Source organism: Ruegeria sp. BI11 (assembly GCF_056538005.1).
The window spans coordinates 12,779-34,099 of the sequence record NZ_JBQFSM010000009.1 but is presented as its reverse complement, the minus strand read 5'-3'; the positions used below and the strand labels follow the sequence as shown (position 1 = coordinate 34,099).

The following is a 21,321-nucleotide window of genomic DNA, read 5'->3' as shown; positions in this document are numbered from 1 at the left end:
ATGGCCGAGCGTAAATTCACTGGAAAGCACTTTCTGGCAATTTTCGTCGCCGCATTTGGTGTGATCATCGCCGTAAACCTCACTCTGGCCTACAACGCGGTCAAAACCTTTCCAGGGCTCGAGGTGAAAAACTCATACGTTGCCAGTCAGGAGTTCAACGAGCGTCTGAAGGAACATCAGGCACTGGGTTGGACAATCCGTGCCGAAGTGTCGGGTGGTTTGCTGATCCTGCATATCACCGACAAGACCGGTGCGCCGGTCGAAGTGGCCGAGTTGCAAGCAGTTGTGGGCCGGGCTACCCATGTCGAGGATGACTTTTCTCCTGATTTCACCTTTGACGGGCAGGCCTATGCAACGCCCGCGGTGCTTGGCAAAGGCAACTGGAACATACGGTTGGTTGCCAAGGACCATGAGGGTGCCGAGTTTGCGCAGCGCGTACCGCTGTACGTAAAGGGGTGATGGGATGACGACGCAGCTTACATCCGGCACTGCGGCCTGTCCCGGTTGCATCGCCAGCCCGGCAGAAGCAGCGCGGCCCATCCCGCAGGACGTTCAGATCGCGCTGTCCCTTCCGGGCATTCGCTGTTCGGCCTGTATCGCCACGGTTGAACGAGAACTGAACGCCTATCCGGGGGTCGAGGATGCGCGGGTCAACCTGACACTCAAACGGGCAATGGTCAAAGCGTCGCCCGACCTGCGGGCCGCCGATCTGATCCCGGTGTTGGAAGAGGCGGGCTTTGAGGCCCACGAGCTGGACCCAGGTTCGCTGTCAGCTACACAGGCGGACAAGGCAGGGCGCGATCTACTGATGCGGTTGGCGGTGGCCGGTTTCGCCTCGATGAACGTGATGCTGTTGTCGGTGTCGGTCTGGTCGGGGGCATCGGATGCCACGCGCGACATGTTCCACTGGATTTCGGCGGCAATTGCTCTGCCAGCTATCGCCTTTTCCGGTAGACCTTTCTTTGTCAACGCCTGGAGCGCCCTGCGGGTCAAACGCTTGAACATGGACGTTCCGATCGTTTTGGCCATCATGTTGGCGCTGATTACATCGTTGTGGGAAACCGCGCTCAGCGGAGAGCACGCGTATTTTGACGCCGCGCTGACGCTGACCTTCTTTCTGCTGGCAGGCCGGTATCTGGATTACCGCACCCGCGACGCCGCCCGATCGGCGGCCGAGGAACTAACGGCGCTGGAAGTGCCGCGCGCAATCCGGCTGGTCGATGGCACCGAGGAAGAGGTTGCCGTGGCCACTCTGGCCGTTGGCGATCTAATCCTGGTCCGGCCCGGTGGGCGTATGCCGGTCGATGGAGAAGTCGTTTTTGGGCAATCCGAACTGGATAGGTCCTTGCTGACTGGGGAAACCTTGCCTGTTTTCGCGCAGGCGGGGCTGGCCGTCAGCGCCGGTGAGGTCAACCTGACCGGCCCCTTGACCATTCGGGCGACAGCGGTGGGCGAGGATACCTCGCTGCACCGCATGGCCGATCTGGTGGCCGTCGCTGAATCGGGCCGGTCGCGCTATACCTCATTGGCGGACAAAGCAGCCAAACTGTACGCGCCGGGTGTGCACATCCTATCAGCGCTCAGCTTTCTGGGCTGGTACATCTATTCCGGTGATATCCGCACCGCGCTAAACATTGCGGCTGCGGTCCTGATCATCACTTGCCCCTGTGCGCTGGGGTTGGCGGTGCCGGCAGTGACCACGGCGGCTTCGGGGCGGTTGTTCCGCAAGGGGATGCTAATCAAACACGCCACCGCGTTGGAGCGTCTGGCCGAAGTCGATACGGTTGTGTTCGACAAAACCGGAACGCTGACGTCCGGCACGCCCGAGCTGACCAATCTGGGCGATCATTCCCGCGCAGACCTTGAAGTGGCGCTGGCACTGGCCGAGGCGTCCTCGCATCCTCTGTCCGTTGCATTGACCAAAGCGGCCCGCGAAGCGGGGATCAAACCGGCCCGGCTGAAAGATGTCACCGAGGTGCCGGGATACGGCACCGAAGCAACCTATCGCGATCAGCGCGTGCGCCTGGGCCGGGCGGCCTGGGCCGGCGCGGAAGAGGGTAATCAGACCGCGGCCTGGCTGTCTGTCGCAGGGCAGGCCCCTGTCTGCTTCCAGTATTCGGACAGCCTGCGCCCCGGTGCGGCCGAGGCGGTTCAGGCCTTCCGTGATGCAGGCAAAGAGGTCATCCTTATTTCAGGCGACACGCAGGGCGCGGTTCAGGCGCTGGCTGAGAAATTGGGGATCGAACAGTGGGTTGCGCAGGCCTTACCGCAAGACAAGGCCGCTCGCGTACAAGAGCTGAGCGATCAGGGTCGACATGTATTGATGGTCGGCGACGGCCTGAACGACACGGCTGCGTTAACTGCAGCGCATGTGTCGATCTCGCCTGCCTCGGCATTGGATGCGGCGCGAGTTGCATCTGATATCGTTCTGCTGGGCAACGATCTGGCCCCGATTGCCGATGCCTGTGACACGGCTATGAAGGCGACCAAGCGGATTCGCGAGAACTTCCGCATCGCCACTGTTTACAATATCATTGCGGTGCCGCTGGCCGTGGTCGGCCTAGCCACGCCTCTGATTGCGGCTTTGGCGATGTCGACCTCGTCCATCACCGTGTCCCTGAACGCCCTGCGTCTGAGGTAATTGCTATGGAAGTTCTGGCCTATCTGATACCGATTTCCCTGTTTCTGGGCGGCGTTGGTCTGGTGGCCTTTGTGTATACGGTCCGCTCGAACCAATATGACGATCCCGAGGGCGACGCGCGGCGCATCCTGAGTGACGAATGGGACGACAAGCCCAAGCCATGACATGTCGCGCCCAAGCGCTCTTGAAATTGCCGCAATGCCCGGTTATGTCCGGCCCATCCGCTAGCAGAGAGAACCAAGCCAAATGGCAACTTTGAATCCAATCCAGTTCATTCAGCAAGTCCGTGCCGAAGTTGCAAAGGTCGTCTGGCCGACCCGGCGTGAGGTGCTGCTGACTACGGTTATGGTGTTCATCATGGCGGCGCTGACAGCCGTGTTCTTTGCGCTGGTCGATCTGGGCATTCGCGGCGGATTGCAATTGATCCTGGGCGCGTTCGGTTAAACCGATTTCGGCAGGGCTGAAACGCCACTGCCCCCTTGCACCGCGCGCGATGTCAGAGTAGTTGACGCGGTACTATTCGGAATGGGCGTGCGGCGATTCGGGCTGCGCGCCGCTTTTTATTCCGGGTGACGTGATAGAATTTCAATGACGGTGCTTTTGGCCATTCCGGCGCACCGAAGGTAAACAAGGACGACAGGTTCATGGCGAAACGGTGGTACTCGGTCAGCGTTCTTTCGAACTTCGAAAAGAAGATCGCAGAGCAGATCCGCACGTCCGTGGCCGAGCAGGGCCTTGAGGATGACATCGACGAGGTTCTGGTGCCCACCGAAGAGGTGATCGAAGTGCGCCGGGGCAAGAAGGTCACGACCGAACGTCGTTTCATGCCCGGCTATGTGCTGGTGCATATGGAGATGTCGGATCAAGGCTACCATCTGGTCAACTCGATCAACCGCGTTACCGGCTTCCTGGGCCCGCAAGGCCGCCCGATGCCGATGCGCGATGCCGAGGTGAACCAGATCCTCAACCGCGTTCAGGAAGGTGAAGAAGCGCCCAAGCTGATGATCACCTTCGAGGTCGGCGAAAAGGTCAAGGTTAACGACGGCCCGTTCGAGGATTTCGACGGCATGGTCGAAGGCGTGGACGACGAGAACCAGAAGCTGAAGGTTTCGGTTTCGATCTTTGGGCGGGAAACCCCGGTCGAACTGGACTTCACGCAGGTTACGAAGCAGAGCTGAGGAAGCCTTCCCAACAGATTTGAAACGCCGCGATGCAACAGGCAGCGCGGCGTTTTTTTTTGTTTCGGCGAGCTATTTTACATCCGGTCGTCGACGGAAGAGCGCCACGGCGGTTTATGTGCGCTATGGCCGACCTGGGATCAGTTCTTGTCGTTGGAGAACTGTTAGAATGTCGAGGATTGTCGAAGGGCTGACATCCACTGACCCGTCAAGAAATACACCAAGTCCACCCTCTCCGATCTCCTTTGGGCCACCATTCTCGTACACCGGATCAAGTGACGCGAGCTCTGCCGGCAACTCCGGACACAACGGAGTTTCGTTGAGCACAAGATCCACCGCAGCCAACATTAACTCTTTCACAGATTCCAGAGTGTCTTCTTCCAGGACCTGTTCACGCTGCGTTTCAGGGGCGGTGAGCGTAAGATCGACTAGTTTGAAGTAGGCGCAATTGTCACGCAGTTCGACGGTCGCTTCGGTAGACATATTGGCCAGGATGGCGTTCTTCTCTTGGCCTCGCTGAAAGTCTCGTTCGCCGGTGCGGCTGCATTCGAAGATCGTGACAGTAACTTCGCCGTCCAAATCTATTGCATCCCCCTTGGCCCCAAAGCTTATGTCATCAAGCCTGACTTGCAGACCGCAATTGTCGACTATCGCTTTGTCAGCCAACCTTTCCGGCATAATTTTCTGTATTTCCCGCAGATCGAGCAACGCTCCAACCCCAATCCGCGTTGGAGCAACAGCAGTCAGGTCCAGATTCAGCTTGTAGGGCAATTCCGTATCGCGAACCGGCAATGTCGCGTCGATGACAAAATCCACTTGTTGTGCGTCAGGGGATCGGGCGCCCAGAATGGCTGCCATCAAGACCGGGATAATTAGCCAAAGTCTCATTCAGCAAACTCCAAAACGCCAAGCTCCTTCAGCCCCCCGAGGACTTTGACGATCGTCTCCGCGCTAACATCAGCTGATCCAACAACAGCTGCTCCCATCCCGCCGGGAGCGATTTCGCGGGTGCCACCGGACTCATAAATCGGATCGAGGACACTGAACTCTTCGGGTAATGGTGGGCAGACCGGGTGACTGGCCAAAAACTCTCCACCCTTTTCCAGTACGACTTCGTTAATGCGGTTGGTCAGGCCGAAGAGATTGCTGACGGCTCCGACGAAACCGCGCGGGCTAAGGTCGACACTTTCGATGCTGAATGTAAGGCACTGGCCCTCAACTTTCGCTTTAGCGACAGCAACGGCATCCACGGTAGCCCCAAAATACCGAATGCCAGCCTCTTCCCGTCGGGTACACCTCGTAAACTGAGCACGGGCTGCCCCCTCAACCTTTACCGTGTCGTCTATCGCGGTAACGTCTCGGATTTCGAGATAAATTTGACGTTTACAGGTTTCTTCCAAGGGGCCAGTAAGTATCTGCGGCGCTTTTTCCTGCAGTCCGCGCAAATCCATGAAGGCCCGCAACCGCAAGCGGGTCGGGCTGGATTCTTCAAGACCACCGTAGACTGTGAAAGGAACGGGAATATCGCGCAGCGGAACTTCCTTGGTCAGTTTGATCTGAAACCGACCAGCGTAAGTAGAGGGATCAATTCCTGTTGTTGCGAATGAAGTCGTGCTGTCCGGGCCGTCGGTATTGGTGGCCGCCTCGGACGCTGCACTCTGATCTTGAGCCTTGCTGCCGCATCCTGGCTGCATAGCAAATAGAACGCAGATCAGTAGTCCCTTGTTCAGCCGAGATGACGCCATCCCTGACCACCTCTTTTGTGTCCAAGTTGTACCAAGATACCTGCCTGTGTTTCTTTAGCAACTTAAGTATTCGATTTAGTTGTTTTGTTTTTTTGCAAATCCCAACCGGCGTTGCGATTTCTTTGGTCTTCAAACGGGGTAGATGGAAGCCTAGGGGCCATCACGTGACGTCCGTCCTCTCCGCAATGAGGGAAGGATTGAACGACGTTTCGAGAGCCCACTCGAAGATATGGACGACGAGAAGCTGAAGATTTCGATCTTTGGACGGGAAACCCCGGTCGGGCTGGACGTCACATATGTTAACAAGCAGAGCTGAGAAAGCTTGATTGACGGAGTGAAAGCGCCGCGATGCATTAGGCAACACGGCGCTTTTTTGTGCCTTCCATGGGTCTAATTGCGGTTAGCGTATCGACCTATTGGGCTTGCATCATTGCCGCGCGCAAGAGTTGCGGGCGGTCGGATTGGGATGGCAGGAAGACGGCCTGTGAACCGGCATCCAGTGCCGAAAGGCTCGCATCATACCATTGTCTCGCAAGGTCTCGGCGCTCTTGCACTCCGAAGCCTTCACGCAGGTGATGTCCGATTAGTTCTCCGTAGGCGGGCTCACCCATTGCGACAAGCATCAGAGCAGATCCAACTGCGGTGTCCATGTTGTCCTGACGATAGCCAATCGCCAAGCACACCTTGCTTGTCGCCGCAAGATCTTCGGGGCTAAGCCCAGAGTCCAGCGCAAGCTTGCGCATCTGGGTTTCTGCGTCTGCTTTTGAACTCAGAGACAGGGAGATAACTTGCGGTGCCAGCATTTCACCATACGAGTCGCATTGTGTGGTCACTTGATCTGGCGTCAATCCTTGGATGCTCTGAATCAAATCCTCACCGCGGGCCATGGCGTAGCTGCGGGCGAGGCAGAACTGTTCGCTGAGCGCAAAATCAGGATCGGACATATTTGCCAGAGTTGTGTAACCACCATTGCTTGATGTTTGGAGCATAACCGCGCTACAGCGATTGGCGAGCGAAGGACGCGCGGTACCGCCGGAAAACAGGCTTGGCAGGGTGTTTGATGCGGTCTCGGTTGCGCTGGTTGTGGGAACGGTATCCTGCTGGGGTGCCACAACCGGCTGCGGTTGGGTAGCAACGGGGGCAGTCGGTGCCGGCACCTGAGGAGCCGCAGCCAGGGCAGTACCCGTTTGAAGTTGCCGACGGTATTCCTGCAAAAGTGGCTGACCCGCGAGCTGGGTGGTTGCCTGACCACCGCTGGTTGCCCAGTAGTAGGCCTGCATCAGGAAGTCGCGTTGATAGGGTTGGAAATCATAACCATTTATCGGATAGCCCATTGAGGCCTGATACCGTTCGATAGCCGAGCGGGTGCCCCGACCAACCTGACCATCAACACGTCCGGCATTATAGCCGAAATAATTGAGCGCGGTCTGAGTCTGCGCACCTTGAGTAGTGGACGGGATGCCCGGTCGGTAGGTTTGGGTGGATCTCGTCGTCGTCCGGGCCTGCTGTTTTCTTTGTTGGTCTTTGCCAATTGCATAGCCGATGACGCCGCCCACGACTGCGCCGCCCAGGATTTCACCAGCATCAGCACGCGCGGTCTGAGGGGCGGTTGCGGAAAGAGAGAGCGCGATGCCAAGCGTTAGTATGAAACGAATGATCATAATTAACCTCCACAAATAAACTCATTTTCGCTGACTATAGCACAGCCGGGAGTATTAATGTGATGCAAAGGCCCAAGCCGGATTAAATGTCCGACTTTTAAGAGCTCTTTGTTGGATTGTTGGAACCTAGATGGTCTACATGACCACGTCTGAATTAGCCTGTAATCGTTGAGCTTGAGAACGTAAGCGGGGGTTCGATTCGATAATTTCGAATGAACAGAGCCGCGCCACTTGCCAACCCCTCCAATCCTCTGTACATGCCGCCTCTATCGTCTTCGGGCGAGATTCTCTCGTGGGAGGTTGCTGGGATCGCGATCCCGGATCGAACCACGCAACATAAACCGGGTAGGACGCGTCCTGCCTACGTTGAAAGGAAAACCAAATGGCCAAGAAGCTTGCTGGTACAATGAAACTGCAGGTTCCTGCAGGTCAGGCGAACCCGTCGCCGCCAGTTGGTCCGGCGCTGGGTCAGCGCGGCATCAACATCATGGAATTCTGCAAGGCGTTCAACGCCAAGACCGCAGACATGGAGCAAGGCGCACCTTGCCCGACCGTGATCACCTATTATCAGGACAAGTCCTTCACCATGGACATCAAGACGCCGCCCGCGTCTTATTACCTGAAAAAAGCGGCTGGCCTGAAGCCGGTTGGCAAGCGTAACCGTCCTCGTGGCGCGGAAAACCCAGGTCGTGAGACCGTGGCAACCGTGACCAGCAAGCAGGTTCGCGAAATCGCCGAAGCCAAAATGAAAGATCTGAACGCCAACGACGTCGAAGGCGCAATGCAGATCATCCTGGGCTCGGCCCGCTCTATGGGCATCGAGGTGAAGTAAGATGGCAAAACTCGGTAAACGTACCCGCGCTGCGCGCGAAGCCGTCGCTGGCAAGGAAAACCTGTCGGTGGACGAAGCAGTTGCCCTGGTCAAAGCCAACGCAACTTCGAAATTCGACGAGACCATCGAAATCGCTCTGAACCTGGGCGTCGACACCCGTCACGCGGACCAGATGGTTCGCGGCGTTGTCGGCCTGCCGAACGGCACCGGTAAAGCAATGCGCGTTGCTGTATTTGCTCGCGGCCCCAAGGCGGACGAAGCGAAAGAAGCAGGCGCAGATATCGTTGGTGCAGAGGACCTGATGGAAACCATTCAGGGCGGCACCATCGAATTCGATCGCTGCATTGCAACCCCTGACATGATGCCGATCGTTGGCCGTCTGGGTAAAGTACTGGGCCCCCGCAACCTGATGCCGAACCCCAAAGTTGGCACCGTGACCATGGACGTGAAAGCGGCCGTGGAAGCAGCCAAGGGCGGTGAAGTTCAGTTCAAGGCGGAAAAAGGCGGCGTAGTGCACGCCGGTGTTGGCAAAGCGTCGTTCGACGAAGCCAAGCTGGTCGAAAACGTCCGCGCCTTCATCTCGGCCGTGGCCAAGGCCAAGCCGTCGGGCGCCAAAGGCACCTACATGAAGAAAATCGCGCTGAGCTCGACCATGGGCCCGGGTGTGACGCTGGACGTTGCAGCTGCTGCGGGCGAATAAGCCCCGGCCAAACGCTTAGTAAAAGAACCCGGGTCGCGCAAACGACCCGGGTTTTTTGTTATTAGCGGCCTGTTTTGTCAGAGATACGCGCGTAGCACGCTGGCTTCTTGCGCACCAATCGTCGCGACTGCTGTGTGCTGGAAAGCAGTGTTGATGTCTTCGATCGATGGGAATAGCGCAAGGATTTCCGCCCTTTGTGGCGATGACAGAGCGTATTTTGCGATATCGCCGTAATAGTAGCTTTCCGTTAGCGCGCCGTTGGACCGCACAATGTGGTGCCGGTCAAACATGAAATGCGTATAGGTGATGCGGTCCATCTCACGGATCGAAACGCCGGGTAGACCGCACAGGTGCTTGGCTGCCACGAACACTTCGGACGCGCCGAACAGCATGTCGATTGCCGGTGACTGGATCAGGACACGGTGCTGTTGCGACACCACAAGCTCGTGCGTGTTCCCGATGGCACCGGCTTCGATCACGACCGGGGCAAACGGGCCATAGCCGTGAACCTCGGTCGTTCCGATCCACAGGATCGGTTGCAACCCGCCATCCCGGGTCCAGACGCGCTGGCCTTTTGTAAGGTTTTGTACATCGACTTCGCCATCATCGGTGTCAATCCGCGTTCCGGGCCCAAAGCAGGTAATGTAATCCGAATAGGGCGACGATCCCGCGTTTGAGCCGCTGATTTTGACATAAGAGGTTCCCGGTACCAGGGGGGCCGAAGTGCTATAGCCCCAAACGTCCTGCGTTACCCCGTTCTGAGAAAAAACATAGATATCAATCTCGGGTCCGGTCTGGTTTCCGTTGATGTCCAGAGCACGCACAGTGATGATGGACTCGGATTCAACCTGAGTTCCGTTTGCGACAATTCCGCCGCCATCGGTAATGACGTGACCGGATTCCTGATCGTCGTTGAACGTGTTTGGGCCGCCGCTGGTATCATCCAGCGTGACGGTGGTGCCGAACCCACCCGAATAGGTAAAAATGGTGCCGTTTGGGGTGTCCGAATTGTTGATGATGGAGCCACCCACGACGATATCATTGGCATCACCCCCAGCCGGAACGAACGTGGCGATAAGGCTTTCACTGTCCTGAGCGAAAAAACTGCGGAGAACCATCTGCGCGATCACCCTTCTCTGTACTGATTACATTGACCTCAGTTGTCGAAGGCCATGGGAAATTAGTCCAGAGAATAAGAAATTGGTTGTGAGGATTCCGTCAACCGGGTTTCGCAAAAGGCAGTATAATTAGTTGTTACCTGCGGTGGCTATCGCCACAGTTTCAGGTCCCCTGAAAGGCAAATTTCAGGCGTTTGCCCAATCGCCATCGTTTGTCTTCTTCGAACGGGCTGCAATCGTGGTCGATCCTCCACAATGCCAACCAGTCTTTTAATAATCGGCCCCGGATGCAGTAATCCAGAATGTCGTGATTGATCGGATGCCGATAAAGGCGAAAGAACATGGCCTTGTTTCTTTTGATGATGCCGCTTCGGTCCACGTCGGATGCGGTCCCGGTGCGAAAAACATCTGCCTTCAGGAAATCGACGATGTCATACACGGCCAGCTTTTCGCGGGATTCGGTGAAATCCAGGCCGATCGTCTTGCCCTGTCCAACGATTAGGTTTTGTCCGTGAAAGTCACCATGCGAAAAAACCCGGGTATCTTCGGTGCCTCTCAGACGGGCGGCTTCGGCCAGCATGATGTTCACCATTTTCCGGCTCTGATCCACGATGTCTCGGGGCACGGCGCCGGAAAGCTCGCGGATGCTGTCTGTCATCCATTTTGGCCGAAACGCATATTGGGTCGGTGCCTGACAGGCATGAAGATCATTCAGCCAAGAACCGGCCCGGCGAAAAATCTGGGCAACCTGATCTTCATTCTGGCTGTTATAGATCAGATCCACCGCGGTTGGTCGGTCAATGAACTCGGTGACGAAGAAGGTTTCAGATGCCGACAGGTAAATCGGCCGAATGACCTGCGAAGACGCGTTGGATGCGAAATGTTGGCGAAGATCAGTCAGCAGGCCAAATTCGTTACGCAATCTTCCTGTGGCGGGTGATTCCTTGTCGATCTTTAGCGCGAAAATTTCAGTCTTGGTCTCGATTTTCAGAACTAGCCGCGTTTCCGGAAACGCGTGTGAGCGGTAGACGCATTCGACTTTTTCTGCGGGGTGGACTGGGTGGTGGTCAAAGAACTCGGTCACACAAGCTGATGCGAATTTCTTTTCAGTCTCGGTAAGATCCAGCATACAAGCGTGTCGTTCTATTAAGTGTGCCGATTGAAGGGACCTCAGGGTTAGCGCTATGTCAATGCTGCGGGCATGGGTTTTGGTTTTGCATGCGCGAACAGGTTGCGCCCCATTGCCGGATGCAAACCTGTAGAAACGATCAATTTACCTCTTGGAAACCCCGCGTGTCTGGCCTAAAGAGAACTGCGGAATAAAGCGTGCGATTCGTCGTGCGCTTTATTTTGTTTCGTCCAAGACGGTGGGTGGGTCCATTCGGCCCCTTAATTCCCTGCCTGAGACGGGTAAGACCAAAGAATTCTGAGGGTCACGATCCTCGGGCGAATTTTGGCCCATCCCGTAACAACGGACCTGAACGCCGGGGTTTACCCCTCGGCAAATATGAGCCGGGGTGAGGTATCGCCCCTAACTTGGAGAGAACTGTGGATAGAGCCCAGAAAGAGAAAGTGGTCGAGGAACTCGGCCAAATCTTCGAAAGCTCTGGCGTCGTAGTGGTTTCGCACTACGCCGGTCTGACAGTTGCCGAGATGCAGGACCTTCGCGCACGTGCTCGTGACGCGGGTGGTGCCGTGCGTGTTGCCAAGAACAGGCTCGCCAAAATCGCCCTTGAGGGTAAGCCGTGTGCAAGCATGGCCGACCTGCTGACAGGGATGACCGTTCTGACCTATTCCGAGGATCCCGTGGCAGCAGCCAAGGTGGCCGAAGACTTCGCCAAGGATAACAAGAATTTTGAGATTCTTGGTGGTGCAATGGGTGAGAACGCTCTGGACCGCAAAGGCGTCGAAACAGTTTCGAAAATGCCGTCTCGTGAGGAGCTTATTGCTTCGATCGTGGGCTGCATTGGCGCACCTGCTTCGAACATCGCCGGCGCGATTGGCGCACCTGCAAGCAACATCGCAAGCATCCTTTCCACCATCGAAGAGAAGGCGGAAGCTGCGTAAGCGGTTGGCACTGAATGATCTGCGTAGGGTAAACACCCTGACGTTGGAACACACACTGTAAACGGAAAGAGCTGATAAAATGGCTGATCTGAAAGCACTCGCAGAAAGCATCGTGGGTCTGACCCTGCTGGAAGCACAAGAACTGAAAACCATCCTCAAAGACGAATACGGCATCGAGCCCGCAGCTGGCGGCGCCGTAATGGTCGCAGCTGGTGGCGACGCCGGTGGCGCAGCTGAGGAAGAAAAAACCGAATTCGACGTCGTTCTGAAGAACGCCGGCGCTTCGAAAATCAACGTGATCAAAGAAGTTCGCGGCATCACCGGTCTGGGCCTGAAAGAAGCCAAAGAGCTGGTCGAAGCTGGCGGCAAGATCAAAGAAGCTGTGTCGAAAGACGAAGCCGAAGAGATCAAGGGCAAGCTGGAAGCAGCTGGCGCCGAGGTCGAACTGGCCTAAGCCTGTTGTCAGATGCATCGCTGATGCATCGCAAAATTTGGCTGGTCCCGGAGAAATCCGGGTCCAGCCGAACCTGTCTTAGAAAGGGCCTCATTGGGTGGGGCGTTTTCTAAGACGCGGTTCTTGGATCGGGAGGCTGCCTTCGGGACGGTGGCCATGAATTGATCCGGACGTGTCGTCTCGAATGTGCAAGGCGCCGGGGCCCGACGGTGTCTTTGCCCGCTGAGAACATCGAAAGGTGACATCTGACATGGCTCAAACGTTCCTTGGCCAGAAACGTCTTCGTAAATATTACGGCAAAATCCGCGAAGTGCTGGAGATGCCGAACCTCATTGAGGTCCAGAAATCTTCTTATGATCTTTTCCTGCGCTCCGGCGATGCAGAGCAGCCCACTGACGGCGAAGGCATCAAAGGCGTGTTCCAGTCGGTTTTCCCGATCAAGGATTTCAACGAAACCTCCGTTCTGGAGTTCGTGAAATACGATCTGGAAAAACCCAAATACGACGTTGAAGAGTGCATGCAGCGCGACATGACCTACAGCGCGCCGCTGAAGGTCACCCTGCGCCTGATCGTGTTTGATGTCGATGAAGACACCGGCGCCAAGTCGGTCAAAGACATCAAAGAACAGGACGTGTTCATGGGCGACATGCCCCTGATGACGCCGAATGGAACGTTCATCGTGAACGGTACCGAGCGTGTGATCGTCAGCCAGATGCACCGCTCGCCCGGTGTGTTCTTTGACCACGATAAGGGCAAGACCCATTCCTCGGGCAAGCTGTTGTTTGCCTGCCGCATCATCCCGTATCGCGGCAGCTGGCTGGACTTTGAGTTCGACGCCAAGGACATCGTCTACGCCCGTATCGACCGTCGTCGTAAACTGCCTGTGACAACCCTGCTTTATGCACTGGGTCTGGATCAGGAAGCGATCATGGACGCCTATTACAACACCGTGTCCTACAAGCTGGAGAAAAAGAAGGGCTGGATCGCGCCGTTCTTCCCCGAGCGTGTACGCGGCACCCGTCCGACCTATGATTTGGTCGACGCGAAATCCGGTGAAGTGATTGCCGAAGCGGGCAAGAAAGTCACACCGCGCGCAGTTAAGAAGCTGATCGAAGAAGGCGTCGTCACCGACCTGCTGGTTCCTTTCGATCACATCGTTGGCAAGTTTGTCGCCAAGGACATCATCAACGAAGAAAACGGCGCGATCTATGTCGAAGCCGGTGATGAGCTGACCCTGGAATACGACAAGGACGGCGACTTGATCGGCGGTACCGTCAAAGAACTGATCGACGCGGGTATCACCGATATTCCGGTTCTGGACATCGACAACGTCAATGTCGGCCCCTACATGCGCAACACCATGGCTCAGGACAAGAACATGGGCCGCGAAAGCGCGTTGATGGACATCTACCGCGTCATGCGTCCGGGTGAGCCGCCCACCGTCGAGGCTGCGTCGGCCCTGTTCGACACCCTGTTCTTCGACAGCGAGCGTTATGACCTGTCCGCTGTTGGTCGCGTGAAGATGAACATGCGTCTGGCTCTGGACGCGCCGGACACCCTGCGCACTCTGCGCCGCGAAGACATTGTGGCCTGTATCAAGGCGCTGGTGGAACTGCGTGACGGCAAAGGCGACGTGGACGATATCGACCACCTCGGCAACCGTCGTGTGCGTTCGGTCGGTGAACTGATGGAAAACCAGTACCGCGTTGGCCTGCTGCGCATGGAGCGCGCGATCAAAGAGCGTATGTCGTCGGTCGAGATCGACACCGTCATGCCGCAGGACCTGATCAACGCGAAACCGGCTGCTGCTGCTGTCCGCGAATTCTTCGGCAGCTCGCAGCTTTCGCAGTTCATGGACCAGACCAACCCGCTGTCGGAAGTCACCCACAAACGCCGCCTCTCGGCGCTTGGCCCCGGTGGTCTGACACGTGAGCGTGCGGGCTTTGAGGTTCGCGACGTGCACCCGACCCACTATGGCCGGATGTGCCCGATTGAAACGCCGGAAGGTCCGAACATCGGTCTGATCAACTCGCTGGCCACCTTTGCCCGCGTGAACAAGTATGGCTTTATCGAAACACCCTACCGCGTCGTCAAAGACGCCGAGGTGACCGATGAGGTTCACTACATGTCCGCGACCGAGGAAATGCGTCACACCGTGGCGCAGGCGAACGCGACGCTGGATCAGAACGGCAAGTTCATCAACGATCTGGTTTCGACCCGTCAGGCCGGCGACTACACGCTTGCCCCGCGCGAGAATGTGGACCTGATCGACGTGTCGCCGAAACAGTTGGTATCGGTCGCTGCATCGCTGATCCCGTTCCTTGAAAATGACGACGCTAACCGCGCTCTGATGGGCTCGAACATGCAACGTCAGGCGGTTCCGCTGCTGCGGGCCGAGGCGCCGCTGGTAGGAACCGGGATCGAGGAAAAGGTCGCGATCGACTCGGGTGCTGCGATTCAGGCGAAACGCGCCGGTATCATCGACCAGGTCGATGCCCAGCGTATCGTTATCCGCGCCACCGAGGATCTGGAACTGGGCGACGCTGGCGTTGACATCTACCGTCTGCGCAAATTCCAGCGTTCGAACCAGAACACCTGCATCAACCAGCGACCGCTGATCAAGGTGGGTGACACCGTCCAGAAGGGCGAAGTCATTGCCGACGGTCCGTCGACCGATATGGGTGAACTGGCCCTTGGTAAAAACGTGGTCGTCGCGTTCATGCCGTGGAACGGTTACAACTACGAAGACTCGATCCTGATCTCGGAACGTATCGCGCGTGACGACGTCTTTACCTCGGTCCATATCGAGGAATTCGAAGTCGCTGCCCGTGACACCAAGCTGGGTCCGGAAGAGATCACTCGCGACATCCCGAACGTCGGTGAAGAAGCGCTGCGTAACCTCGATGAGGCTGGCATCGTTTACATCGGTGCGGATGTTGAGCCGGGCGATATTCTGGTCGGCAAGATCACACCTAAGGGCGAAAGCCCGATGACCCCGGAAGAAAAGCTGCTGCGCGCCATCTTTGGTGAGAAAGCATCTGACGTGCGCGACACCTCGTTGCGCGTGAAGCCGGGCGATTACGGTACGGTCGTTGAGGTCCGCGTCTTCAACCGCCACGGCGTCGAGAAAGACGAGCGTGCGCTGCAGATCGAGCGTGAGGAAGTCGAACGTCTGGCCCGTGACCGGGACGACGAGCTGGCGATCCTGGACCGCAACATCTATGCGCGTCTGCAAGGCCTGATCCTGGGTAAAACCGCTGTCAAAGGCCCGAAAGGCGTCAAGCCGGGTTCGGTGATCACCGAGGAGCTGCTGGAAACCCTGACCCGTGGTCAGTGGTGGCAGCTGGCGCTCGAAGGTGAGCAGGACGCACAGATCGTTGAAGCTCTGAACGAGCAGTACGAAGTGCAGAAACGCGCTCTGGACGCCCGTTTCGAGGACAAGGTCGAGAAAGTCCGTCGTGGCGACGACCTGCCGCCGGGTGTGATGAAGATGGTCAAAGTCTTCATCGCCGTGAAGCGTAAGCTGCAGCCGGGCGACAAGATGGCCGGTCGTCACGGGAACAAAGGTGTGATCTCCAAGGTTGTTCCGATGGAAGACATGCCGTTCCTGGCCGATGGTACTCCAGTTGACTTCTGTCTGAACCCGCTGGGCGTGCCTTCGCGTATGAACGTTGGTCAGATTCTTGAAACCCACATGGGTTGGGCCGCACGCGGTCTGGGTCTGAACATCGACGACGCTCTGGGTGAATACCGCCGCTCTGGCGACCTGACCCCGGTTCGTGAAGCGATGAAGCTGGCCTATGGCGAGAATGTCTACGAAGAAGGCATTACCGGTCTAGACGAGGATGGCCTGATCGAGGCTGCGGGCAACGTGACCCGCGGTGTTCCGATCGCAACCCCGGTCTTTGACGGCGCCAAGGAAGCAGACGTCAACGACGCGCTGGTGCGTGCGGGCTTCTCGGAAAGCGGTCAGTCGGTTCTGTTCGACGGTCGCACCGGTGAGCAATTCGCACGTCCGGTAACCGTGGGCATCAAGTACCTGCTGAAACTGCATCACCTGGTGGACGACAAGATCCACGCGCGTTCGACCGGACCGTACAGCCTGGTTACCCAGCAGCCGCTGGGTGGTAAGGCGCAATTCGGTGGTCAGCGCTTTGGTGAGATGGAGGTCTGGGCTCTGGAAGCTTACGGCGCCGCCTACACCCTGCAGGAGATGCTCACCGTGAAATCGGATGACGTCGCCGGCCGGACCAAGGTCTATGAGTCGATCGTCAAGGGCGAGGATAACTTTGAAGCGGGCGTACCGGAATCGTTCAACGTTCTGGTGAAAGAAGTCCGTGGCCTCGGCCTGAATATGGAACTCCTGGATGCGGAGGTTGAGGAGTAAGGGCGCTGCCCTTTCTCCCGTCCCCCCTTCCGCAAGATTTGAGGTAACAAATGAACCAGGAAATCACCAACAACCCGTTCAACCCGCTGACGCCCCCGAAGGTTTTCGACGAGATCAAGGTCTCGCTGGCGTCGCCCGAGCGGATTCTGTCTTGGTCCTATGGCGAGATCAAGAAACCCGAAACCATCAACTACCGGACGTTCAAGCCCGAGCGTGACGGTCTGTTCTGCGCGCGTATCTTTGGCCCGATCAAAGACTACGAATGCCTTTGCGGCAAATATAAGCGGATGAAGTATCGCGGCGTTGTCTGCGAGAAATGCGGTGTGGAAGTCACCCTGCAGAAAGTCCGCCGTGAGCGTATGGGCCATATCGAACTGGCCGCGCCCGTAGCACACATCTGGTTCCTGAAGTCGCTGCCGTCCCGTATCGGATTGATGCTGGACATGACGCTGCGCGATCTGGAACGCGTTCTGTACTTTGAAAACTATGTCGTTATCGAGCCCGGTCTGACCGACCTGACCTATGGCCAGATGCTGACCGAAGAAGAGTACATGGACGCGCAGGATGCCTATGGCATGGACGCGTTCACCGCCAATATCGGTGCTGAAGCCATCCGTGAGATGCTGGCCCAGATCGATCTGGAAGCCGAAGCCGAGCAGCTGCGTGCTGATCTGGCCGAAGCGACCGGCGAACTGAAGCCCAAGAAGATCATCAAGCGTCTGAAGGTTGTCGAATCCTTCCTCGAGTCGGGCAACCGGCCTGAATGGATGGTTATGACCGTGATCCCGGTCATTCCGCCGGAACTGCGTCCGCTGGTTCCGCTGGATGGTGGCCGTTTCGCGACTTCGGATTTGAACGATCTGTATCGCCGCGTCATCAACCGGAACAACCGTCTGAAGCGCCTGATCGAGCTTCGCGCGCCTGACATTATCGTCCGCAACGAAAAGCGGATGTTGCAGGAATCCGTGGACGCTCTATTCGACAACGGCCGTCGTGGCCGCGTGATCACCGGCGCCAACAAGCGCCCGCTGAAATCGCTGTCGGACATGCTGAAAGGTAAGCAGGGCCGCTTCCGTCAGAACCTTCTGGGTAAGCGCGTCGACTTCTCGGGCCGTTCGGTCATCGTGACTGGTCCGGAGCTGAAGCTGCACCAGTGTGGTCTGCCCAAGAAGATGGCGCTGGAGCTGTTCAAGCCGTTCATCTACTCGCGCCTTGAAGCCAAGGGTCTTTCTTCGACCGTGAAACAGGCGAAGAAACTGGTCGAGAAAGAGCGCCCCGAAGTGTGGGATATCCTCGACGAGGTGATCCGCGAACACCCTGTCATGCTGAACCGTGCGCCGACGCTGCACCGTCTTGGCATTCAGGCGTTCGAGCCGGTTCTGATCGAAGGTAAAGCGATCCAGCTGCACCCGCTGGTCTGTTCGGCCTTTAACGCCGACTTCGACGGTGACCAGATGGCCGTTCACGTCCCGCTGAGCCTTGAGGCACAGCTGGAAGCCCGTGTTCTGATGATGTCGACGAACAACGTTCTGTCGCCTGCAAACGGCGCGCCGATCATCGTTCCATCGCAGGATATGATCCTGGGTCTCTACTATGTGACCCTGGAGCGCGAAGGCATGCCGGGCGAAGGCAAGGTGTTTGGGTCTATTGAAGAAGTTCAGCACGCGCTGGACGCCGGTGAAGTGCATCTGCACACCAAGATCACCGCGCGGATCACACAGATTGACGACGAAGGCAACGAAGTTCAAAAGCGTTTTGAAACCACTCCGGGCCGTCTGCGTCTTGGTGCGTTGCTGCCAATGAACAACAAGGCGCCGTTCGAACTGGTCAACCGCCTGCTGCGGAAGAAAGAAGTGCAGCAGGTGATCGACACCGTCTACCGTTACTGCGGTCAGAAAGAGTCGGTTATCTTCTGTGACCAGATCATGTCGATGGGCTTCAAAGAAGCGTTCAAGGCGGGCATCTCGTTCGGTAAGGACGACATGGTCATTCCGAACGACAAGTGGGGCATCGTTGATGACACCCGCAGTCAGGTGAAGGACTTCGAACAACAGTACATGGACGGCCTGATCACTCAGGGTGAAAAGTACAACAAAGTTGTCGATGCCTGGTCGAAGTGTAACGACCGCGTGACCGAAGCGATGATGAGCACAATCTCGTCGTCGGATCGGGCAGAGGACGGCTCCGAGCAGGAACCGAACTCGGTCTACATGATGGCTCACTCCGGTGCGCGTGGCTCGGTCACTCAGATGAAACAGCTGGGCGGTATGCGCGGCCTGATGGCCAAGCCGAACGGGGACATCATCGAGACGCCGATCATCTCGAACTTTAAAGAAGGTCTGACCGTTCTCGAGTACTTCAACTCGACCCACGGTGCCCGTAAGGGTCTGTCGGATACCGCTCTGAAGACGGCGAACTCGGGTTACCTGACCCGTCGTCTGGTGGACGTAGCACAGGACTGCATCGTTCGTGAGATCGACTGTGGCACCGAGCGTGCGATCACTGCCGAAGCTGCCGTGAACGACGGTGAGGTTGTCGCCTCGCTGGCCGAGCGTGTGCTGGGCCGTGTGGCTGCTGACGATGTTCTGCGTCCGGGCACCGATGAGGTGATCGTGGCTGCGGGCCAGCTGATCGACGAACGTATGGCCGACACCATCGACGAAGCTGGTGTTCAGTCCATGCGCATCCGCTCGCCTCTGACTTGTGAGTCCGAGGAAGGCGTCTGTGCAACCTGCTACGGTCGTGACCTTGCACGCGGTACCATGGTGAACACAGGTGAAGCTGTCGGCATCATCGCCGCTCAGTCGATCGGTGAACCCGGTACACAGCTGACCATGCGTACATTCCACATTGGTGGTGTTGCGCAAGGTGGTCAGCAGTCGTTCCAGGAAGCCAGCCAGGAAGGTGTCGTATCCTTCGAGAACCCGCAGATTCTGATCAATGCCGCAGGCGAAAGCCTGGTCATGGGCCGGAACATGAAGCTGGTGATCAAGGACGAGCATGGCGAAGAGCGTGCCAGCCACAAGCTGGGCTACGGCTCGAAGCTGTTTGTCAAGGACGGCACTAAGGTGGCCCGTGGCGACAAACTGTTTGAGTGGGACCCGTACACCCTGCCGATCATCGCCGAGAAAGCCGGTACCGCGAAATACGTTGATCTGGTTTCGGGCCTTGCCGTCCGCGACGAGACCGACGAAGCAACCGGTATGACTCAGAAGATCGTGATCGACTGGCGCGCCGCCCCCAAAGGCAGTGACCTCAAGCCCGAGATCATTCTGGTTGGCGAAGATGGCGAGCCGGTCCGCAACGATGCGGGCAACCCGGTTCACTATCCGATGTCGGTGGATGCGATCCTGTCGGTTGAAGATGGTCAAACCGTCGAAGCCGGTGACGTTGTTGCGCGTATCCCGCGCGAAGGTGCCAAGACCAAGGACATCACCGGTGGTCTGCCGCGAGTGGCCGAACTGTTCGAGGCCCGTCGTCCGAAAGATCACGCGATCATCGCAGAAGCCGATGGTTACGTGCGCTTTGGCCGCGACTACAAGAACAAGCGCCGCATCAGTATCGAACCGGCTGACGAGTCCATGGAGACCATCGAGTACATGGTGCCCAAGGGTAAGCATATCCCGGTCGCCGAAGGGGACTTCATCCAGAAAGGTGAATACCTGATGGACGGTAACCCGGCTCCGCATGACATCCTGTCCATCATGGGTGTCGAAGCGCTGGCGGATTACATGATCGACGAGGTGCAGGACGTGTATCGTCTGCAGGGCGTGAAGATCAACGACAAGCACATCGAGGTCATCGTGCGCCAGATGCTGCAGAAGTGGGAGATCCTGGATTCAGGCGACACCACCCTGCTGAAAGGCGAGCATGTCGATAAGCAAGAGTTCGACGCGGCCAACGAGAAGACCATCTCTCGTGGTGGTCGTCCGGCACAGGGCGAGCCGATCCTCTTGGGGATCACCAAAGCCTCGCTGCAAACGCGTTCGTTCATCTCGGCGGCGTCGTTCCAGGAAACCACCCGCGTGCTGACCGAAGCTTCGGTTCAGGGCAAGAAAGACAAGCTAGTTGGCCTGAAAGAGAACGTCATCGTCGGTCGCCTGATCCCCGCCGGTACCGGTGGCGCAACCCAGGCCGTGCGTCAGGTGGCTCAATCGCGCGACAACGTCGTGATCGAAGCCCGTCGGGAGGAGGCCGAAGCGGCCGCTGCTCTGGCGGCTCCGATGGTCGATGACGATATGGTTGGCGACGAACTGGACGTTCTGGTGGAAACTCCGGAAAGCCGCGAGTAAGCGACAACGATAATCAAAGAAAAGGCCCCGCGATACCGCGGGGCCTTTTTCGTTTGTTATTGTGAATGGGTGTCACCTACACAATAAACGCTTAGAGTTCGGCATACGGGAACAGGCTTCAGAGGCAGTAAATGACGAGCGCTGCGATGGATGAAAATAAAACTTTTTGGGCAGCGATTGCCGCGCATTGCCGATCTTTGAACACCAAAAAAAAAGACATCGATACGGTTGCGGCGTTTGTAAAGA

16 protein-coding genes are annotated in these 21,321 nt (G+C 57.4%); 11 read left to right on the top strand and 5 right to left on the bottom strand.

Annotation, left to right across the window (positions count from 1 at the left end):
• From ACR0DT_RS17785 to nusG, 5 genes are all read left to right on the top strand, one after another.
• On the top strand, window positions 1-459 hold the full coding sequence (locus ACR0DT_RS17785; protein ID WP_480712192.1) for a FixH family protein: 459 nt from the start codon (window positions 1-3) through the stop codon (window positions 457-459).
• Between the two features lie 4 nt (window positions 460-463).
• Window positions 464-2,641, top strand: a complete 2,178-nt coding sequence (locus ACR0DT_RS17780; RefSeq protein ID WP_480712028.1) for a heavy metal translocating P-type ATPase — start codon at window positions 464-466, stop codon at window positions 2,639-2,641.
• Between the two features lie 5 nt (window positions 2,642-2,646).
• Window positions 2,647-2,805, top strand: a complete 159-nt coding sequence (ccoS, locus tag ACR0DT_RS17775) for a cbb3-type cytochrome oxidase assembly protein CcoS (protein WP_170355309.1) — start codon at window positions 2,647-2,649, stop codon at window positions 2,803-2,805.
• Window positions 2,806-2,887: 82 nt separating this feature from the next.
• Window positions 2,888-3,085 carry a preprotein translocase subunit SecE gene (gene secE, locus ACR0DT_RS17770; RefSeq protein WP_058283032.1) on the top strand — a complete coding sequence of 66 codons (198 nt, stop codon included), beginning with the start codon at window positions 2,888-2,890 and terminating at the stop codon, window positions 3,083-3,085.
• 200 nt (window positions 3,086-3,285) lie between these two features.
• A complete protein-coding gene (gene nusG, locus ACR0DT_RS17765) occupies window positions 3,286-3,819 on the top strand; it encodes a transcription termination/antitermination protein NusG (protein ID WP_170328796.1) in 534 nt (177 codons plus the stop codon).
• Window positions 3,820-3,942: 123 nt separating this feature from the next.
• On the opposite strand, the gene ACR0DT_RS17760 is transcribed toward nusG, so the two are convergent.
• The 3 genes from ACR0DT_RS17760 to ACR0DT_RS17750 form a co-directional block, all read right to left on the bottom strand.
• Complete coding sequence (locus ACR0DT_RS17760) at window positions 3,943-4,707, bottom strand: hypothetical protein (RefSeq protein WP_480712027.1); 765 nt, start codon at window positions 4,705-4,707, stop codon at window positions 3,943-3,945.
• On the bottom strand, window positions 4,704-5,564 hold the full coding sequence (locus tag ACR0DT_RS17755; RefSeq protein ID WP_480712026.1) for a hypothetical protein: 861 nt from the start codon (window positions 5,562-5,564) through the stop codon (window positions 4,704-4,706). The genes ACR0DT_RS17760 and ACR0DT_RS17755 overlap by 4 nt, the downstream gene beginning before the upstream one ends.
• Before the next feature lie 413 nt (window positions 5,565-5,977).
• Complete coding sequence (locus ACR0DT_RS17750) at window positions 5,978-7,225, bottom strand: peptidoglycan-binding domain-containing protein (RefSeq protein ID WP_480712025.1); 1,248 nt, start codon at window positions 7,223-7,225, stop codon at window positions 5,978-5,980.
• A 382-nt stretch (window positions 7,226-7,607) separates the two neighbouring features.
• Here ACR0DT_RS17750 and rplK point away from each other — a divergent pair, with 382 nt between their 5' ends.
• Together rplK and rplA are read left to right on the top strand one after the other, a co-directional pair.
• Window positions 7,608-8,057, top strand: a complete 450-nt coding sequence (gene rplK, locus ACR0DT_RS17745; RefSeq protein WP_037314971.1) for a 50S ribosomal protein L11 — start codon at window positions 7,608-7,610, stop codon at window positions 8,055-8,057.
• Window position 8,058: 1 nt separating this feature from the next.
• Complete coding sequence (rplA, locus tag ACR0DT_RS17740) at window positions 8,059-8,757, top strand: 50S ribosomal protein L1 (protein ID WP_008758243.1); 699 nt, start codon at window positions 8,059-8,061, stop codon at window positions 8,755-8,757.
• A gap of 77 nt (window positions 8,758-8,834) precedes the next feature.
• On the opposite strand, the gene ACR0DT_RS17735 is transcribed toward rplA, so the two are convergent.
• Window positions 8,835-9,875, bottom strand: a complete 1,041-nt coding sequence (locus tag ACR0DT_RS17735; RefSeq protein WP_480712024.1) for a Hint domain-containing protein — start codon at window positions 9,873-9,875, stop codon at window positions 8,835-8,837.
• A gap of 163 nt (window positions 9,876-10,038) precedes the next feature.
• Window positions 10,039-11,004 (bottom strand): phosphotransferase, encoded by a 966-nt coding sequence (locus ACR0DT_RS17730; protein ID WP_480712023.1) that lies wholly within the window; start codon window positions 11,002-11,004, stop codon window positions 10,039-10,041.
• Window positions 11,005-11,423: 419 nt separating this feature from the next.
• On the opposite strand from ACR0DT_RS17730, the gene rplJ reads away from it, so the two are divergent.
• The 4 genes from rplJ (at window position 11,424) to rpoC (ending at window position 21,075) form a co-directional block, all read left to right on the top strand.
• Window positions 11,424-11,942, top strand: a complete 519-nt coding sequence (rplJ, locus tag ACR0DT_RS17725; RefSeq protein WP_058283024.1) for a 50S ribosomal protein L10 — start codon at window positions 11,424-11,426, stop codon at window positions 11,940-11,942.
• 79 nt (window positions 11,943-12,021) lie between these two features.
• Window positions 12,022-12,396 carry a 50S ribosomal protein L7/L12 gene (gene rplL / locus ACR0DT_RS17720; protein WP_170350962.1) on the top strand — a complete coding sequence of 125 codons (375 nt, stop codon included), beginning with the start codon at window positions 12,022-12,024 and terminating at the stop codon, window positions 12,394-12,396.
• A 250-nt stretch (window positions 12,397-12,646) separates the two neighbouring features.
• Complete coding sequence (gene rpoB / locus ACR0DT_RS17715) at window positions 12,647-16,783, top strand: DNA-directed RNA polymerase subunit beta (protein WP_480712022.1); 4,137 nt, start codon at window positions 12,647-12,649, stop codon at window positions 16,781-16,783.
• A 50-nt stretch (window positions 16,784-16,833) separates the two neighbouring features.
• The gene (gene rpoC / locus ACR0DT_RS17710; RefSeq protein ID WP_480712021.1) at window positions 16,834-21,075 is read left to right on the top strand and encodes a DNA-directed RNA polymerase subunit beta'; all 4,242 of its coding nucleotides are present in this window, start codon (window positions 16,834-16,836) and stop codon (window positions 21,073-21,075) included.
• Window positions 21,076-21,321: the final 246 nt, after the last annotated feature.

Bases quoted from the DNA above. Each gene is read 5' to 3' on its own strand.
- ACR0DT_RS17785 (WP_480712192.1), top strand. From the start codon at position 1: ATGGCCGAGCGTAAATTCACTGGAAAGCACTTTCTGGCAATTTTCGTC.
- ACR0DT_RS17780 (WP_480712028.1), top strand. From the start codon at position 464: ATGACGACGCAGCTTACATCCGGCACTGCGGCCTGTCCCGGTTGCATC.
- ccoS (WP_170355309.1), top strand. From the start codon at position 2,647: ATGGAAGTTCTGGCCTATCTGATACCGATTTCCCTGTTTCTGGGCGGC.
- secE (WP_058283032.1), top strand. From the start codon at position 2,888: ATGGCAACTTTGAATCCAATCCAGTTCATTCAGCAAGTCCGTGCCGAA.
- nusG (WP_170328796.1), top strand. From the start codon at position 3,286: ATGGCGAAACGGTGGTACTCGGTCAGCGTTCTTTCGAACTTCGAAAAG.
- ACR0DT_RS17760 (WP_480712027.1), bottom strand. From the start codon at position 4,707: ATGAGACTTTGGCTAATTATCCCGGTCTTGATGGCAGCCATTCTGGGC.
- ACR0DT_RS17755 (WP_480712026.1), bottom strand. From the start codon at position 5,564: ATGGCGTCATCTCGGCTGAACAAGGGACTACTGATCTGCGTTCTATTT.
- ACR0DT_RS17750 (WP_480712025.1), bottom strand. From the start codon at position 7,225: ATGATCATTCGTTTCATACTAACGCTTGGCATCGCGCTCTCTCTTTCC.
- rplK (WP_037314971.1), top strand. From the start codon at position 7,608: ATGGCCAAGAAGCTTGCTGGTACAATGAAACTGCAGGTTCCTGCAGGT.
- rplA (WP_008758243.1), top strand. From the start codon at position 8,059: ATGGCAAAACTCGGTAAACGTACCCGCGCTGCGCGCGAAGCCGTCGCT.
- ACR0DT_RS17735 (WP_480712024.1), bottom strand. From the start codon at position 9,875: ATGGTTCTCCGCAGTTTTTTCGCTCAGGACAGTGAAAGCCTTATCGCC.
- ACR0DT_RS17730 (WP_480712023.1), bottom strand. From the start codon at position 11,004: ATGCTGGATCTTACCGAGACTGAAAAGAAATTCGCATCAGCTTGTGTG.
- rplL (WP_170350962.1), top strand. From the start codon at position 12,022: ATGGCTGATCTGAAAGCACTCGCAGAAAGCATCGTGGGTCTGACCCTG.
- rpoB (WP_480712022.1), top strand. From the start codon at position 12,647: ATGGCTCAAACGTTCCTTGGCCAGAAACGTCTTCGTAAATATTACGGC.
- rpoC (WP_480712021.1), top strand. From the start codon at position 16,834: ATGAACCAGGAAATCACCAACAACCCGTTCAACCCGCTGACGCCCCCG.